Below are 16,715 nucleotides of genomic sequence, written 5' to 3' on the forward strand. Positions count from 1 at the left end.
GTTTAATCCGTCTCCGAAGTTCCGATGATGCATTCTATCTCTTCCCGCAGCTTTGCGTGAAGTTTCTGGGACGATTTAAGGAGAATGCCGCGTTTTTCCCACACCTTGTCATGTGCTTTCTTTTCGTCCACGTCTAGTTGTAGAAGCTTCTCATCGTTTCCTTCAACGGAGCCTAGGAGCTTCGCAAAACCTTCGGATACGATGAAGTCATAAAGCTTCGCGGTTTTTTGGCTGCGATCCTCTTCGCTCAGACGCAGCGTGTGGAAGCGAACAATCTCCTCACGAACGATGCCAACGATCGCCATTACCCGAGCGGGGTTGGCCGCAATCACTCCCTCGACACCGTGCACCTGCCGCGCGCCGGTCGGAAACTTGCTGGTCGTCAGAAAGGCGTGGTCCGCTTTTTCGCTGACCATGTCTTCGCGCAGCTTTGTGACAAACGACGCTTGCCAACCATTACGGTTGCGAGAATCGTAGACGATCTTCCCGCAGACCTTATTGTTATGCTTGACCACATGGATGATGTCGGCACCCGAAGATTTGTTGAGCGCCGTGATCTCGTCTTTGGGATATCTCTTTTTCAGTTCCTCGAGCAGCTTGACGTCCGCACCTTCGGCTTCTTCGGCATCAAGCCGACGTTGCATGGCGCTCATCTGTTCGGAGATCTTCGCCATGTCGGTGGCGTGCTTGACGGTAAGGGTGGCGATGTTCTCGCTGTTCTTCTGTTCCATGGCCGTCCGCACTTCGTCGGTTCGAGCCGCGATTGTGGTCTCCTGATCGGCCTTCACCTTCGCTAAGGCTGCCATGGCCTCGGACTTTTCCCGCTCGGCCTGCACGGCACGCAACGTTGTCGCCTCCTGTTGCGCGACAATCGCTTCCAACTTTTGCTTCATTTCGTCTTCGGCGGCCTGCTTCGCGGCCGCGCGCGCTGCGTTCTCGCGCGCTAGGGCGTCAGACTTTATCTGCTCGATCACCGCGACGTGATCCTGCAGAATTTTTTGGGTGGCCGCCTTGTTGTCGGCTTCGATCTGCTCACGCGCTTCTTTGAACTGCTCTTCCATGCGCGCTTGCAGTGCTGCCGTTTGCTTCAACGTATCAGCTTCAAATCGCGCTCGAATCTCTCCGGCGCGCTCGTTCGAAATTGGCTGTTCGCAGTACGGGCACACCTCGTCGCCGGCGTGCACGTGTACGGCGCCATCCGGGTGCAAAGCTGGCTGCAGACTGGCCATCGGTTTCTTCCCCATCTTGACATGGACGAAATAATGTCCTATTCTGTCCTAGTTAGTCCTAGTCGTCAATCACTATTGCGGAACTCCGTCCCGCAAGGGCGCTGAAACGAGGTAACCATATGGAAAATCAAGAGATTGAGCTGTTTGTCCATGCCTCGGGCCGCAAGCCCCAGGTGGTCTTGGCTGCGGCTGAGGAAACGCTGGGCGACACATTGCGCCGTCTGGACCTGCTGCCGGCGGGCGATCACGGCCACCACATTTTCGTCGGCGAGGCCGTGACAGAAACGATCGAGATCGAGCACGGCGCGCAAGAGCACACCACGGTCGATATCGACCTGAAGCTGGTAGTTCTCGATCTCCACAAGCATCGCCATGTCCATGTTCACAAGTGTCAGCGAATCGCCGTCGCTGTGAATTTCAGCGCCGACACCAAGGACCACAAGTTCAAGCCCAACACCACGATCGGCACTGTTACCGATTGGGCCCGGAAACAGTTTCCCATCGATGCTGCGGTGGCCGGTGAATATGTGCTGCAAATCCATGGCACCACTACGCAACCGCGCTCGACCGAGCATCTTGGCGATGTCGTCGAGGGTGACACCTGCTCGATCTGCTTCGATCTCGTCAAGGAAGTGACGCCGAAAGGGTGACCCCATGCTGCCGCCCGATCAGCGCCTGTTTGAGTCTCACCTGCTCCTGCCCGAGTACCGCGACGGGCTCGCCAAGGAACTTTGGGGCCACGTCGTCGGTGACGACCTGCCCCCAGGTACAGCATGGCCCAACGTCGTGTTCTGGATGGCAGCCGCGCGGCGCGAAGGTGCTCCCGATCACTACCATGTCGCGCTGAACCTAAGCGGCTACAGCACCCAGCCCCCAACCGGTCCTCTATGGGATCCGGCAACGAAGCAAACTCTCGCTTTCTCGAAATGGCCGAAGGGCAAACCCGGAAGCCGCTTCGCCATCGTGTTCAGGACGGACGGCTTCTCGTTTGCCGGAAAGGCCCTTTATCATCCCTACGATCGTTCACCGCTGTCGGATCATCCCGAATGGAAGAGCGAGCCGCTTCGGCCGGTCTGGACGAGCTCGCATACGATCATCGACTACCTCGAAGAATTTCAATCGCTGCTGACGAGTGAGGATTACCTTGGTATCTGATGCTGACATCAAGATCATCAAGCTGCCGGTCTGGCTGTGGGCTAGCGCGATCCGCGACCTGCGTAAGCGCGGTGCCGGCGTACGTGAAAGCGGCGTATTTCTGCTCGGGCCGCTCGACAGCCAATATCCCCGCGTCACTTCCTATCTTTGCTACGACGATATCGATCCCGACGCTTATCAGCTCGGCGCCATTGCCTTCCACGCGTCCGGATGTGCGGCTTTGTGGAAACACTGCCGTGAACACAAGGTGCGATTGCTCATTGATGTCCATACGCATCCGACACGCGATGTACGGCAGAGCCACATCGATGTTCGTCACCCGACACTCCCCGTCGTCGGACACACCGCAATGATCGTCCCGAACTACGCCGACGCGCCGTGGTGGTCGCTCAAGACCGCGGGCGTCTATGAATATTGCGGTGGCTTCAAATGGCGCACCCATTCGCCATCCGCGCCCGACCGGCGCGTCAAACTTTCCCTGTGGTGACGGTTATGAATGCCTTTACCAGCGAAATCTCCCGCATCTCGAAACTCGCTATTGATCGCGACGGAGCTGATCCCGCCGAGGTGCTTGCGCGGCGGCAATCGTATGCCTTGACGCTGTGTTGCGGCGATGATGTTGCCGCTTCCTACACCCTTCAGCTCGCGGTACTGACCGCGGCCGCGACCGCCAGCCGTTGCTTTCCGGGAGCGGTGCGCGTCGCCATTTCACCGGATCTCGCAGCGGCACCCCTTCTCATTTGGCCATGGCTTCGTCTTTCCTTCGGCCAGGCACTCATCGACATTCTGGGCCCGCAGAGCGTGAACCCCAGCGCTACGCCAACTCCCCGGGCACTGGTTTTCGGCAGCGCTATTGCTGGACGTGGGGCTCTGCGCGTGACGTTCGATGGATGGATCGGCCTCGTGGGGCCTGTGCAAAGCGTCGGCCGCTTGCCAGAGCGTCAGTTTTTTCCAACCGCCGGCGTTTTGGCGGCGTCGCTTGCGGTGTCCGAGTTGTTCCTCTCGTTTGCTGACATCAACTTGGAAGCGACCCGACGGTCAGTCGGTTTGTCGCTGTGGCGTCCCGATCTCGACATCACCGATCCTGAAGCGCTTGGCATCCCGGTGCAGTACCTGCCACAAAGTCTCTGGGCTTTGGGATTGGGGCATCTTGGTAATGCCTATCTGTGGTCACTCGCAACCTTGCCCTATGTTGATCCAAAGGCAGCAGAGTTCGCCCTGTTCGATTTCGACAAGGTCGTGAAGGACAATATTGAAACCGGAGTGCTGTTCGATTCCGGCTTCATCAATCGCTTTAAGGCTCATGCGTGTAGCCAATGGTTGGGCGCGCACGGCTTTGAGCAACCACGTCTTGTTGAACGTCGGTTCGACAGGACCTTCAAGCTCCAGGACGGTGAGCCGAAGCTGGCTCTATGCGGCTTTGACACCAACCCCGCACGTCGTGACATGAAGGACGCAGGTTTTCTGCGCGTCATCGAGAGTGGGCTCGGGGGAACGGTGAACAATTTCGACACCATCAGCTTCCACACCCTGCCAAATCCGCGTCCCGTCGAGGAACTTTGGCCGGATGTTAGAAAGGAAGACGAGGCGAAGATGGAGACCGAGCAAGAACGGACTGCCCGTAACAATGCCGGTTACCAAAAGCTCGCGCGTGACGTATGCGGTCGTCGCGACCTTGCCGGCAAGTCAGTTGCAGTGCCGTTTGTGGGCACGACCGCAGCGAGCTTCGTCGTGGCCGAGGCGATACGCCTCCTGCACGACGGCCCGGCCTACCACGACATTAGGTTCAGTCTGGGCAACCCCGGCAAGCGCCATACCACCCGAAATGGCAACTATGGCCCGCCTGACACCGCCGGCTTAACCTACGTCCCCGTTTAGAAGGTTCAACAATGACGCTTTCCCACAAGCCGCTTGGCCAGATTACCGAACGCGACCTGCTTCAGCTTATCGAGGACAAGGCGGCCGAAAGCAAAACGATCGAATATAAACGTGACCTCGTTGCCTCCAGCGATTCTGAAAAGAAAGAATTCCTTTATGACGCCTCTTCGTTTGCCAATACGCAAGGAGGGCACATCGTGTTCGGGATGGCGGAAGCGTCAGGTCTCCCCACGAAACTTGACGGCCTAGCTGGAATCGATCCCGACAAGGAAATTCAGCGCCTTGAGCAAATCTTGAGAGATGGGGTGCGGCCGAGTTTGGCGGTTGAAACCAAGTCAGTTCGTCTTACCAGTGGAAACGTCGCGCTTGTTATGCGCATTGCAAAAAGCTGGAATCCCCCGCATCAGGTGACCTTCCAGAAAGCCTTTCGTTTTTACGCCCGCGACACGAATGGCAAGTATCAAGTCGACGTTGATGAGCTTAGGTCAATCTTTTCCCTATCCGGAACGGTCGCAGATCGTATTAGGAATTTCCGGGCCGACAGAACATCCAGGATCTTAACGGGAGACGCTCCCGTAAAGCTACTCGATGCTCCAATCCTGGTCCTTCATGTTGTTCCACTAAGTGCGTTCGCGGCGGGTGGCTCTTTTCCGTTCGAAAGAGCCGCGCGTATGGCCGATGAATTCCCAACCATTCTAGACAATACGGCGCGCAACGCCTTCGTTACCTTTGATGGTTTGCTTGTCACCTCGAATGCGAAGCCGCCTCCTCAATCCCAGCGTGCCTATACGCAGGTCACTAGGAACGGTGCCGTCGAGGCCGTTGCTTCATCGCTGGCTCGCGGACGAGATCACAACTTCCTGCTCCTCTCGCAATTGGAAGGTATCGTCATTCGTTACGCGGGCCTCTATATGCAGCCGCTAGGCGCTCTGGGCGTTTCACCGCCTGCTGCGGTGCTCGCGAGTCTTCTAGGTGCAAGAGGAATCCGCATCCTAGAAGAGATGCCCCCAAATGGAGCCTTGTGGGAGGATATGCCGTGTACGACGCTGGATCAGGATCAGTATCATTTTGTGGAATCGATCTTTGCAACCATACCCAAGAATGACCAAGAGTCTGCCGACCAAGCTCGGGGTACGCTCCACCACATTGCGAACACGGCAGGTTTGGCTGCATCCCCGTCGTTCGATGCTCGCGGAAGATATATCCGCAAAATACCGCCTCAGGGTCTCTGATGGCTCAGCGGCTCAAATTCAATGAAGGGAAGTCTTGTGACGCCGTCATTCGGATATTGGAGGCACGGGAAGGTCACCCGCGCACCGATGTAGAATTCCCAGAGCGCACGCACCATTCTGCGCCCGTAGAGCTGACCTGCAAAATCAAGGGCAACCTATTTGCCTTCGAGCACACGGGCATTGAGCCGTTTGCCGGTCATATGCAACTCGACGCCGAAGCCGATTTGCACATTCGGCCCATCGAGGCCATGGTAGCCGGGAAACTCCCCCCTGCTGAGACCTTCGAACTCAACATGCCTGCGCTAGCGACACAAGGATTGCGGCTCAAAGAAGTTCGCACGATCCAAGAGTCCCTTGTTGCTTGGATTGTTGCAACAGCACCTAAACTGCCAATTGCACGCTACGGCGACTATCTGCCTGATCTTCAGAAGGTGAGGCCTCCCGGGGTACCGTTCGAGGTTTCACTATATCGTTTTGAGGCGGTTGTACCGCCCGCGCGCTTTTTCATTCGTCATGTGGTGAGCGACCATGCGGTCGCACGCGAGAAGAGGATACACGAGGCTTGTGCACGCAAGTTTCCAAAATTGGTCGCTTGGCGCCGGCAGGGTGCACGGTCGGTTCTGGTGCTTGAAGATAACGATATCTTTCTGACGAATGCACAAGTCGTCTATGAAGCCCTCGCCAAGGTCGAGGGCGACTTCAGTGAACGTCCAGACGAAATCTACCTCGTAAGCTCCATTATCGAAGATGAATGGTTTGTCCACGCTTTGCGTGTCGATGACATTGGCTACTACGAGATGACAGCCAAACAGGCTTGTTTGTCTCGATTCGATCCCGAGCAGCTCATCGACTTGACCCGAGGCTGCCGGGATCTGCGATAGGTCTTAGCAGCCGGGTGCAGTTCAAATTCGTGGGGCTATGGCCCTTGTCCACGGCCCGATTGGTAGGCCGCTAGCACAGTTTATACCAAGGGGAGTGCGCCAAAACGAATAAAGGCTTGATTTTATTGTGTTTTGCTGGAATTTCTCTCGCTGAAGGTGCGTTCAGAGTTCGTTTCTCTAAGTTGCCCTGCTTCCCTTCCTCAACCTGATTTGGTTTTATGAATTGATGGCCACAGAAGCGGACACCTGCCGAAAACTCGTTGTACCCAAGCTTCAGAGCTCTGGCTGGGATACTGACCCTCACTCCATCGCTGAGCAGCGAACGATTACAGACGGCCGTGTCGTTCCGGTCGGGAAGGGCTTCATCCGCAAACCGCCGAAGCGCGTCGACTATCTTCTGCGCTACATGCGCGATTTTCCGCTTGCCGTCGTCGAGGCCAAGGCGGCCTACAAGACCGCTGCGGATGCCGTACAGCAGGCCCGCACCTACGCTGAAATGCTCGCTCTGAAATTCGCCTATGCCACCAACGGGCATGACATCATCGAGATTGACTATTTCACCGGCAAGGAAACCCACGTCTCCGACTACGCTAAGCCGCAGGATCTCTGGCAGCGATATCAGGCCGGGCAAGGCCTCGCGAAGCCCGACGTCGGCGAGCGACTTCTAACTCCTTTTAATCACACCGGTGGCAAGGACGAGCGCTACTACCAACAAATCGCCGTTAACCGGACTGTTGAGGACATCCTGAAGGGCCGTGAGCGCCTGCTGCTTACCATGGCCACCGGCACTGGTAAGACCTTTGTTGCGTTTCAGATTTGCTGGAAGCTGTGGTCATCGCGCTGGAACCGAACAGGTGAGCATCGCCGCCCGCGTATTCTCTACTTGGCCGATCGCAACATCCTCGTTGACCAGCCGAAGGACGGACTGTTCGCGGCGTTCGGCGATGCTCGCTATAAGATCGAGTCCGGTGAGGTTGTCCAAAGTCGCGAAATGTATTTCGCTATTTACCAGGCGTTGGCCGAAGATGAGCGGCGCCTGGGACTTTTCAAGTCATTCGCGCCCGACTTCTTCGATCTGATTATCATTGACGAATGCCATCGTGGTAGCGCGCGCGACGATAGCTCGTGGCGCGTCATCCTCGATTATTTCAAGCCAGCTTACAAACTTGGAATGACCGCCACACCACTTCGCGAGGACAACCGAGACACGTACGTCTATTTTGGCGCGCCAATTTACGAGTACAGCCTTCGTCAGGGGATTGACGACGGTTTCCTTGCGCCGTACCGCGTTCACCGCGTGGTCACCCAATGGGATGCTGCCGGGTGGCGCCCTAGCAGAGACGAAGTCGATCGCTTTGGCCGCGCCATACCCGATGACGAATATCAGACCAAGGACTTCGAGCGGGTCATAGCGCTCCGAGCGCGCACCAATGCGATTGCGCATCACCTCACTGAGTTCCTCAAGAAGACCGACCGGTTCGCCAAGACGATTGTGTTCTGCGTCGATCAGGAGCACGCCAGCGAAATGCGCGAAGCGCTCGTCAATCTGAACTCGGACATCAACAGCAAAAATCCTGACTATATTTGCCGCGTCACTGCGGATGAGGGACAAATCGGGCGCGGGCATCTTAGCCGTTTCCAAGACGTCGAAACCCAGACGCCGACCATCCTAACAACCTCACAGTTGCTTACGACCGGAGTCGACGCGCCGACCTGCAAGAATGTAGTTCTTGCGCGGGTCGTAGGGTCCATGAGCGAATTCAAGCAAATCATCGGCCGTGGAACGCGGCTGCGAGATGATTATGGGAAGCTCTGGTTCAATATCGTCGACTACACCGGATCGGCAACGCGGATGTTCGCCGATCCCGCCTTCGACGATGACCCAGCTCGCATAACTGAAGAACAGGTGAACGACGAGGGGGACATCGTCGCCACAACTGAAACCACGCCTGGCGAAGAAACAATACCCCCAGACGTGGATCCCGCCATTGTCGAACCACCGGAAACGGAGCACCGCAAGTTCTATTTCGATGGTGGCCAGGTCTCGATCGTAGCCCATCTCGTCCATGAGCTTGATCCCAACGGCAAGCAGCTACGAGTTGTTCGGTACACAGACTACGCTGCCGAAACGATTCGGACCCTTTGTCCGACGACGCAGGAGTTGCGCAAACGCTGGGCTGATGCCGCCCAGCGCGACGAGATCATCCAGGCTCTCGCGGAGCGTGGCGTCGGCTTTGAGGAACTGGCCGAGCAGACCCAGCAGCCGGATGCCGACCCGTTCGATTTGCTCTGCCACCTGGCCTTCAACGCGCCGTTGCGCACAAGGCGGGAACGAGCTCAGCGTCTAAAGCAGGAACGGACGGACTTTTTTGAGAACTACGGGCCTGAGGCGCGGCAAGTTCTCGACGAACTCCTCGAGAAGTACGCGCAACACGGTGACGCCCAATTCGTGCTGCCTGACGTTCTGCATGTACCCCCGATCTCGAATCATGGCAATCCGGGAGAGATCATCAAGTTGTTTGGCGGCGCCGAGCAGCTCCGCACCGCGGTAACCGATCTGCAGGGTATCCTCTATGGTTCGTAGTCCTAAAGTTAAGAAAGCCAAAGCAAAGAAAGCGAAAGCCGAAAAAGCAAACGACGCCGAAAAAGCAGTGACGACCGCGCAAGCTCTCGGCAGTGTGCTCAAAACGGCGCGCGCGATCATGCGTAAGGACAAGGGCCTCAACGGCGATCTTGATCGGCTCCCCCTACTCACCTGGATCATGTTCCTCAAGTTCTTGGACGATCTTGAGGTGCAGCGTGAAGACGAGGCGCAACTCGGTGGCAAAAAGTTTCGAGCGGCTGTCGATTCTCCTTATCGATGGCGAGATTGGGCTGCCGATCCGCAAGGGATCACGGGTGATGAACTTCTCACGTTCATCAATCAGGATGAAACGCGCCTTCCGACTGGCAAAAAGGGCCCCGGTCTGTTTGCATATCTTCGCGGCCTGTCGAGCTCAAACGGCGACAACCGCCGAGACGTGATTGCCACAGTATTCCGTGGCGTCGATAACCGCATGAAGAGCGGCTATCTACTTCGCGATGTAATCAATAAGGTTGCGGATATTCATTTTACGTCGTCAGAAGAGCTGCATACGTTAGGTGCGCTGTATGAATCTATGCTGCGTGAAATGCGCGATGCAGCCGGCGACTCTGGTGAGTTTTATACGCCTCGTTCCGTTGTGCGTTTTATGGTTGAGGTTACTGATCCCCGCTTGGGCGAAACGGTGCTTGACCCAGCGAGCGGCACGGGCGGATTTCTTGTCGAGGCCTTTAATCATCTTTCTAAACAGGTGAAGACCGTCGGCGACCGGAGGCGGCTTCAGAACGAAAGCATTTTTGGTTGCGAGCCAAAGTCACTTCCCTATCTTCTGTGCCAAATGAACCTGCTGCTGCATGGTCTGGATGCACCGCAGATCGATCCTCATAACGCGCTTCGATTTAAGTTGTCGGAGATTGGCGAGAAGGATCGTGTTGACGTCATTCTTACGAATCCGCCGTTTGGTGGGGAGGAGGAAAAAGGCGTTCAAGGCAATTTTCCGGAGGACAGACAAACGTCAGAAACAGCCCTGCTGTTTCTTCAACTCATCATGCGTAAGTTGCGGCGTCAGCCGGCGGTAACAGGCCTCAAAGGGCGGGCGGCCGTAGTGGTTCCAAATGGAACGCTCTTCGCGGATGGTGTGTGTGCGCGCATAAAGGAAGAATTGATCAAGGAATTCAATCTTCACACTATCGTTCGCTTACCGAGCGGCGTCTTTGCGCCATATACCGGGATCGAAACTAACATTCTGTTCTTTGATCGGTCGGGCCCCACCAAAGATATTTGGTACTACGAACAGCCTCTGCCGGAAGGTCGAAAGACTTACACTAAAACACTTCCGCTTCAGTTTGACGAATTTTCAGAGTGTCTTGCTTGGTGGACCAAACGCAAGGAAAGCAGTCGGGCCTGGATCGTTCCGGCAAAGGCGATCCTGGAGGACGGTTGCAATTTGGACCGAACGAATCCTCGAGCCCAGGCAAAATTCGAGCATCTACCGCCCAGTCGGCTCGCAGAGGATATATTGGAGAGAGAACTTCGCATTGCCGAGTTGTTGCGAGGTATCAAATCCAGCCTAGAGGCCGCCGCTCGTGATTAATGTATGGCCGCTGCGCGCGATGGGGGAAATCTGTCATTTGGAGAGACGCCAGATTTTCCTGATGCCGGACGCTAGCTATCGCGAAGTCGGTATCCGATCGTTTGGAAGAGGCGTGTTTCACAAGGCGCCTACGACGGGCTTAGAAATTGGCGGAAAGCGAGTTTTCTCAATCGAGCCTGGTGATTTGCTTTTCAACATCGTGTTCGCATGGGAGGGCGCAGTAGCGGTGGCGTCTCAAGCCGAGAAGGGCATGATCGGTTCGCATCGATTTCTCACTTATGTAATGGACGGAGAACTCGCCGACGCCCGGTATCTCTATTGGTGGTTTTGCGGTATTGAGGGAAGAAAACAACTTTTGAAGGCATCGCCCGGCGGAGCGGGACGCAATCGCACGCTCGGCATCGACAAGTTGGCCGCGGTCCGAGTGCCGTTGCCGCCGCTGGATGAGCAGCGTCGGATCGTGGCGCACGTAGATGACCTAGTCGCAAAGGTTGCCGAAGCCAGAAGTCAGCGAGAACTTGCTTCAACGGCAACCAGAGCTCTCGTTCCAAGCCTACTGCACGATATTTTCGTATTGGGGTCCAAGAACTGGCAAGCGGTTGCGATGGACCGTGTTGTGGCGATTAACGACCGACAGGTAGATCCAGTCCTTCCGGCCTATTCGAACTTGCCGCATATCAACGGAGAAAATATTGAGGCCGCAACGGGTCGGCTTCTTGCATATCGAACGGCTGCCGAGGACGGAGTTCGAAGCAACAAGTATCTGTTTTCACCCGGAACAATCTTGTACTCGAAGATCAGGCCATACCTTCGCAAGGCAGCGACCGTTAATTTTTCTGGGGTGTGTAGTGCCGACATGTATCCGTTGCGTATCATAAATGAGGATATTTTACCCGCCTTCGTGAAGTGGGCGTTGTTGGCGGATCCGTTTACAGCCTACGCGAACAAACTTTCTGGCCGGACTAGAATGCCGAAGCTCAATCGCAATCAGTTATTCGCATTTAATTTCGCCTTCCCTCCGCTCTCCGAGCAGCAACGCATTGTTGATGCCCTTGACGCGCTCCAAGCAAGAGTCGATGTCCTCAAAGAACTCCAAGCCGGAACAACGCTAGAGTTGGATGCCCTGATACCCTCTGTTCTGCATGCGACATTTCAAGATTCGCTTTGATGGCGAAGAAGAGGGACGCCAATCGTCTCCATGGTCGACTACGTCGGTCGGGTCATGGATAATAGGCGTCTGTTTCCCTGATACGTGCATCTCCAAAGCGAGTTGCGCAGTTCGTTCGATCCGGCCAAGTTCGTTGAATGGCGGACTCTTGAAGTCTCTGACGGACTGATGCGCGATTGAGTAATGTACACTAAGCGCCGGCTTTACCGCGTTGTTTGGTGGATGGCAGTCAAAGCGGCGCACGAGCTGATCTTCTCAGCTACCACCGATTACCACATACTGCGCATCTTCTCTAATGCATCCCAGCTTAGGGCCGCTACCTTCATCCGTGACCGCAAGTCGCATAAGGGGCTGTCATCATGAACCGGAAACACAATCGGCGCGGGCGCGCGACCGCGAAGCTGGCCGAGCTCGAGGGTTATCAACAGATCGGCCGCGCTGTCTGCGCTCTGCTCAGGCAAACGCCTGCGTATGATCCGGAGCAGCCGACGTCGAAAAAGGCGGTTAAGGCCCGGCGCTTCGGACTCAAGATTACGGCGGCATTGATGAAGCAGGTGCCGGAAGATGGTTTTGGTTCTCACTTGCTCGTCGATGCCAGCTTTGGACTCTGGAAGTACAAGCCCTTTGCTGAAACCGTCACCGACGATGATGATGTTCCGTTCTGAGGAGATGAGTGATGTGGGAGCCGTTAACAGCAACCGGCGAGCGGATTCATGGCCTCACCGGTGACCAGCGCGCCGAGGTAGAGCGCGGGCAGGCCTGGGCCCACTACATCAATGGCGGAGGCGGCGAGATCGCATATTTCGACGGCTACAAATGGTACGAGATGGTTTGCCGACATATAGCCCAAGACGAAGAGCGCCAGCGCGAGCATTCGGGTCGGGAGGAGGAGCGCAGGCGCGAGCATTCACGCTGAAGCGTTCAGCCGGGCAGTTTACGATCCCGTGCCTGTGCCCGTCTTCCCACCCTGCTCCAGATCGTCCCGAGCGGTTATCCCGCCATGCCGTACCCGGCGGCGATATTCGCGCGGCGGCACCACGCGCACTTCCTGTGAGGCGATGAAATCAAGCAGCACGGACTTGCGCACACAAAGGATCGCGCCGAGCCTAAAGAACGGAAGCTGACAGTTCTCGGCAAGGTAGTAGACCTTCCGGCGATTGCGGCCTCGTTCATGATCGCTGGTCCCGCAAAACAGGAAATCGGCGATCGCTTCCGCGCCCTCTAGGATGTCATCTGCGAGGTGAAGATGGTTCTTGTGAGGGGCGGCGTCTGGCGGCATGTATCCTCCCTGATTGCTGTTGAGACATCCTTCACGGTCGCGAAGGACTTTGAGTCGGGAGCGATCGCTTGTACCTCACTGGCAGCACTTTTGGTCGCCTGCCAAAAATAGGTAACCCCCTTCAATTTTGCTCGTCCTCGGCTAACCAAAACGCCGATTGACGAGCGTCATTGTCTTTTTTTGGTAGGTGTAAAGCAAACATAAAATGCTGCATCGCAAAACGTTCCAGATCATTCCGATTAAGAGACGATCGTATGCAAAGGCGAGAGCACACCGCTCGCGAGCGGATGCGATCCATTCCGAATGATTCCGATTTCGCAATTTGATTCCCAAACGTTCTCGATGGCTACGCCTCGATTCCCAATCCTTTCGGTCCTGTTGGTGACGTCGTTTCGCTAGCGTTACCTCTCGATCAACCCAAGCGAAAGGAAGTCATCATGAAAGTCGTTACCATCGGTAAGAGACTGGTCCCGGTCGAACAGGTCGCGTTTGTCGAGCCGTTCGATCCCGCGGCCAATCCGGAGTTCAAGCCGGAGAAGGAGTTCAAGGCGCGCCTCGTGCTACTCAACCGCGATATCGTTCTCACGGAACAGACGGTGCAGGAGTTTGCCACCGAGCACGAACTGCATTTGTTCGCGGAGGACAGTGTCGCGGTGAACCGGGCGATCCCCTTCCGGGTCGAAACCTTCGAGCCGACCGAAAGCTTCAATCCAGCGAAGCCCTATAAGACGCGGCTCAAATGGAAGGATTTCGCCGGCGGGGAGCAGAGCAAGCTCCTGCTCACGGTTCCCGACACCGTCATTTCCGAGCTGCTCGAAGCCAAGGCTGAGATGGTGCGGACCCCGAAGCGGCCATCCAAGAAGCCTGGACGCGGACGAAACGGTTCACGCCGCATGGAAGCGTTTCGCGGTTAACGCGGCCGCTGACGAAGCAGGAGCAAGGCCCCGGTCGATCCTTCGGCCGGGGCTTTTTTGCGAGCCGATCACCGGTGAAATCCCCGCCGGAGCATCGCCCGCCGGATGCTGTCGAGACTGACGAGCGCCTTGGTACGCCCAACCGTGCCGGCTTCGTGTTGGGATAGCCCCTGCTCAAGTTCGGTAGCGAGATTGCACAGCTCCTCGCGGGTCAGATGCATGAGTTCGTCGATTGTCCAGTCTGGCATTGGTCTCTCCATCGCTGGCCGCGCCAATCGCGGCCTTGGACGGAGGCCGATGCGACGGAGGAGGCGGGCGCACCCGGAGGGCAGTAGCGAAGCGGATGAGCGCCGAGCGCTTGCGCCCTTGAGCCGATGCCGGTGCGAAACGGCCGGAGCAGGACGCGTGGTGCGGTTCACGATCGGATCCAGAGTTTGGCCAATTGGCGCGCTATGATCCTCTCATCGCCGAGGAGCCATTGCCATGCGCAAGCCAAAGCGCCACGCCCGGCCGGAAGATGCAGTCTCCTGCTATATCCTCGAGATCAGGGATTGGGACTGGAGCTACAGCTTTGGTGTGAACGATCCCCGCTATGACGATCGGCCCTACAGCGACTTTCGCCATATGCAGGTTCGAGCGGAGGTGTTGCTGCCCAGCAAGCTAAAGGCCAAGGCAGCATTGGCCGAGCTGACCTTCATGCCCGATGTACCGCCGTCCCGGGTCGAAGCGAAGGCTGAGCAGCATCCGCTTGGTGTTGGGTACCTGGATCTGCATGGAGGGAGGCTCACCGGCGGCTTCTCAATGACAGCCGATGTCCTGGGCCCCGTCATGCAGATGCTGCTCGCCGGGCGCTTCCGCTTTCTTGTGCTGGACGGCGCCACTATGCGTTACGGCAAGGCCCGCATCCGCCACTACCGGTTCGAGGAGAAGATTGTTCTTGAAGAGTATCCAGACCACTAACCTGGTTCGATCCGCCACCTGTGGCGCAACGCAACATCATTCGTGCTTGAGGTGTGGTGGATAAATGTGCAAGTTGCGCGAGCCGCATATATTGCGCGCGGGGCCGGCAATAATCCTGTATCGCACTGCCTTTCTTTGACCCTTTCAAGCGTTCGGTATCCGAAATCATGGCCGAAAAAATCATGCTCTGCCGGCTCGTCTGGGCCGAAGAATACAGATCCAAGGACGAGCCCATTTATGCGGGTAATATGAGGTATCCCGCCGCCCACGATCTCGCACTCGAACGGCTGAACTTTGCCGACGAGAACGGGTCAGTATACGGATTCGTCGAGAACCGTGGTCAGAATTTCGATCTCCGCAAACTGGGAGCCGAGGCAGCGGATCAATCGGTCGATGGAGTGACTGTCATCTTTTGTGCGGTCGACGAGCAGAGCAATAAGCTGCGCGTAGTCGGCTGGTACGAAAATGCAACCGTCTATCATGAGCCGAAGAAGCCAAGAAGAGATTCCATTCGTGGAAAGTGGGAGTATTATTTCGAGGCCTCGTCGAAGGACGCGCACCTGATACCCGTCACCGCGCGCGATCTTGTCGTACCACGGAAGACCAAGATCACGGACAGAGGCTTCATCGGGCAACGCTGCGTCTTCTATCCGGCAAATAATCCGAACTATGAGCGGTTTCTAGAAAGCTTTGAACTGCTACGCAAAGACGAGCTGGTTCGCGGTTCTGACGACATCGATCAGAGCGAGTTTCAGGAAGGGCAGCGAGCCTCGCGCGAAATGACGTATTTTGCGCGCAACTCAAAGCTGGTGAGGGCCGCAAAGGCTCACTACGGCACCAACTGCCTGGCATGCGGCTTCAACTTCGCCGACTTCTACGGTGATATCGGCGAAGGCTATATCGAGGTGCATCACAAACGTCAGATGGCGGACGATTCAGTTCGGCTGAAAACCGTCGAGGATGTCGATGTCCTTTGCGCCAATTGCCATCGCATGGTGCATCGGCAGGCTATACCGCTCACACTCGATCAACTCAGATCCTTGATTGGCGATCAGCAGAAACCTCGCAAACGGGCCTAGCACCGAGTTGCGTTTCTTTGGGCGCCCGGTTGGACCGGTCAGGCTCTACGCCACCGCATGGGCGGATGACGCGGAGCCACGAGGTCTCCGCCCTCCGGGTAACGATCCTTCGCGCGAGCCAATGCCGTTCAAGCGGACCGAGTGACGGAGGCGTGGGCTCTTTGTACCCGGTCCCGATCACCCTGCTGCCTAGCCATCTACTCTGTGAGCCGAGAAAAATGATTAGATGCCAATCTACGATCTTCGTCCTAGGGGCAGCATGAGCTTTCGCAAACGACTGAGAGCCGCCAGACGAGAGCCTGATCGACTAGCCTTGGAGTTCGCCTATAAGAGAGAGCATCTTAATCAGCGTCTGCTTTGAATCGCCGAGCTTCTTCGCAAGGATCAAATCGCTCCGGCCGGACATGCGCAGGACGGCTTCCAACACCTCATCCGAGACCCGCACGAGATCAACCAAGTGTCGGCCCGTTGGCCCGTTCTTGGCCGAGAACCAGTTCTTCACAGCGCGCTCGTTGGCTTTCGTCAAAGCTACGACCGTCTTAATGGCGGCATGGGTGTCGCCAAACTCCTTATGCAGAGCCTCTGCAATCTCGCGTGAGAATTCCGCGCTTCCGAGGTCGGTCCCTCCGTCAGGATGAGGGTTTCCTGAAACGGACTGAATTTTTCGGTCCTTTTTCGGAAGCGACATTCCAGTCCTCCCTTGGGTACGCTGAGCTATCCGCGAGGTTCGACCCGAATTCAGGTTGATCCATGACCGAGTAGTTT

At 56.6% G+C, this 16,715-nt stretch carries 18 protein-coding genes; 14 read left to right on the top strand and 4 right to left on the bottom strand.

Features of this window, described 5'->3' with window-relative positions; translation table 11 throughout:
- Positions 1-2: 2 nt before the first annotated feature.
- The gene (locus NLM31_RS12735; protein ID WP_254192416.1) at positions 3-1,229 is read right to left on the bottom strand and encodes a DUF2130 domain-containing protein; all 1,227 of its coding nucleotides are present in this window, start codon (positions 1,227-1,229) and stop codon (positions 3-5) included.
- 119 nt (positions 1,230-1,348) lie between these two features.
- Between NLM31_RS12735 and NLM31_RS12740 the strand changes: the two genes are divergently transcribed.
- From NLM31_RS12740 to NLM31_RS12790, 11 genes are all read left to right on the top strand, one after another.
- Positions 1,349-1,879, top strand: a complete 531-nt coding sequence (locus NLM31_RS12740; RefSeq protein ID WP_254192417.1) for a hypothetical protein — start codon at positions 1,349-1,351, stop codon at positions 1,877-1,879.
- 4 nt (positions 1,880-1,883) lie between these two features.
- Entirely contained in the window at positions 1,884-2,384 is a 501-nt protein-coding gene (locus NLM31_RS12745; protein ID WP_254192418.1) for a hypothetical protein, read from the top strand.
- Positions 2,362-2,871 (top strand): hypothetical protein, encoded by a 510-nt coding sequence (locus NLM31_RS12750; RefSeq protein ID WP_254192419.1) that lies wholly within the window; start codon positions 2,362-2,364, stop codon positions 2,869-2,871. The genes NLM31_RS12745 and NLM31_RS12750 overlap by 23 nt, the downstream gene beginning before the upstream one ends.
- Before the next feature lie 5 nt (positions 2,872-2,876).
- On the top strand, positions 2,877-4,262 hold the full coding sequence (locus NLM31_RS12755; protein WP_254192420.1) for a hypothetical protein: 1,386 nt from the start codon (positions 2,877-2,879) through the stop codon (positions 4,260-4,262).
- Positions 4,263-4,273: 11 nt separating this feature from the next.
- Entirely contained in the window at positions 4,274-5,494 is a 1,221-nt protein-coding gene (locus NLM31_RS12760; RefSeq protein WP_254192421.1) for a helix-turn-helix domain-containing protein, read from the top strand.
- The gene (locus NLM31_RS12765) at positions 5,494-6,375 is read left to right on the top strand and encodes a hypothetical protein (RefSeq protein WP_254192422.1); all 882 of its coding nucleotides are present in this window, start codon (positions 5,494-5,496) and stop codon (positions 6,373-6,375) included. The genes NLM31_RS12760 and NLM31_RS12765 overlap by 1 nt, the downstream gene beginning before the upstream one ends.
- Positions 6,376-6,601: 226 nt before the next feature.
- The gene (hsdR, locus tag NLM31_RS12770) at positions 6,602-8,959 is read left to right on the top strand and encodes an EcoAI/FtnUII family type I restriction enzme subunit R (RefSeq protein ID WP_254192423.1); all 2,358 of its coding nucleotides are present in this window, start codon (positions 6,602-6,604) and stop codon (positions 8,957-8,959) included.
- A complete protein-coding gene (locus NLM31_RS12775) occupies positions 8,949-10,550 on the top strand; it encodes a class I SAM-dependent DNA methyltransferase (protein ID WP_254192424.1) in 1,602 nt (533 codons plus the stop codon). The genes hsdR and NLM31_RS12775 overlap by 11 nt, the downstream gene beginning before the upstream one ends.
- Entirely contained in the window at positions 10,543-11,718 is a 1,176-nt protein-coding gene (locus NLM31_RS43210) for a restriction endonuclease subunit S (RefSeq protein WP_254192425.1), read from the top strand. The genes NLM31_RS12775 and NLM31_RS43210 overlap by 8 nt, the downstream gene beginning before the upstream one ends.
- A gap of 359 nt (positions 11,719-12,077) precedes the next feature.
- Entirely contained in the window at positions 12,078-12,383 is a 306-nt protein-coding gene (locus NLM31_RS12785; protein ID WP_254192426.1) for a hypothetical protein, read from the top strand.
- Between the two features lie 11 nt (positions 12,384-12,394).
- Entirely contained in the window at positions 12,395-12,634 is a 240-nt protein-coding gene (locus NLM31_RS12790; protein WP_254192427.1) for a hypothetical protein, read from the top strand.
- An 18-nt stretch (positions 12,635-12,652) separates the two neighbouring features.
- Here the strand turns inward: NLM31_RS12790 and NLM31_RS12795 are convergent, their stop codons facing one another.
- Positions 12,653-12,997, bottom strand: coding sequence for a hypothetical protein (locus NLM31_RS12795; protein WP_254192428.1), 345 nt, complete (start codon positions 12,995-12,997; stop codon positions 12,653-12,655).
- Positions 12,998-13,434: 437 nt separating this feature from the next.
- Between NLM31_RS12795 and NLM31_RS12800 the strand changes: the two genes are divergently transcribed.
- Positions 13,435-13,911: a hypothetical protein gene (locus tag NLM31_RS12800; protein WP_254192429.1), complete on the top strand. Its 477-nt coding sequence runs from the start codon at positions 13,435-13,437 to the stop codon at positions 13,909-13,911.
- Between the two features lie 68 nt (positions 13,912-13,979).
- Here NLM31_RS12800 and NLM31_RS12805 read toward each other — a convergent pair whose 3' ends face one another.
- Entirely contained in the window at positions 13,980-14,159 is a 180-nt protein-coding gene (locus NLM31_RS12805) for a hypothetical protein (protein ID WP_254192430.1), read from the bottom strand.
- 235 nt (positions 14,160-14,394) lie between these two features.
- Here NLM31_RS12805 and NLM31_RS12810 point away from each other — a divergent pair, with 235 nt between their 5' ends.
- A complete protein-coding gene (locus NLM31_RS12810) occupies positions 14,395-14,871 on the top strand; it encodes a hypothetical protein (protein WP_254192431.1) in 477 nt (158 codons plus the stop codon).
- Positions 14,872-15,038: 167 nt separating this feature from the next.
- The gene (locus NLM31_RS12815; protein WP_254192432.1) at positions 15,039-15,950 is read left to right on the top strand and encodes a hypothetical protein; all 912 of its coding nucleotides are present in this window, start codon (positions 15,039-15,041) and stop codon (positions 15,948-15,950) included.
- Between the two features lie 307 nt (positions 15,951-16,257).
- Here NLM31_RS12815 and NLM31_RS12820 read toward each other — a convergent pair whose 3' ends face one another.
- The gene (locus tag NLM31_RS12820; RefSeq protein ID WP_254192433.1) at positions 16,258-16,638 is read right to left on the bottom strand and encodes a hypothetical protein; all 381 of its coding nucleotides are present in this window, start codon (positions 16,636-16,638) and stop codon (positions 16,258-16,260) included.
- Between the last annotated feature and the right edge of the window lie 77 nt (positions 16,639-16,715).

This window comes from Bradyrhizobium sp. CCGUVB4N (assembly GCF_024199945.1).
Lineage (GTDB): Bacteria > Pseudomonadota > Alphaproteobacteria > Rhizobiales > Xanthobacteraceae > Bradyrhizobium.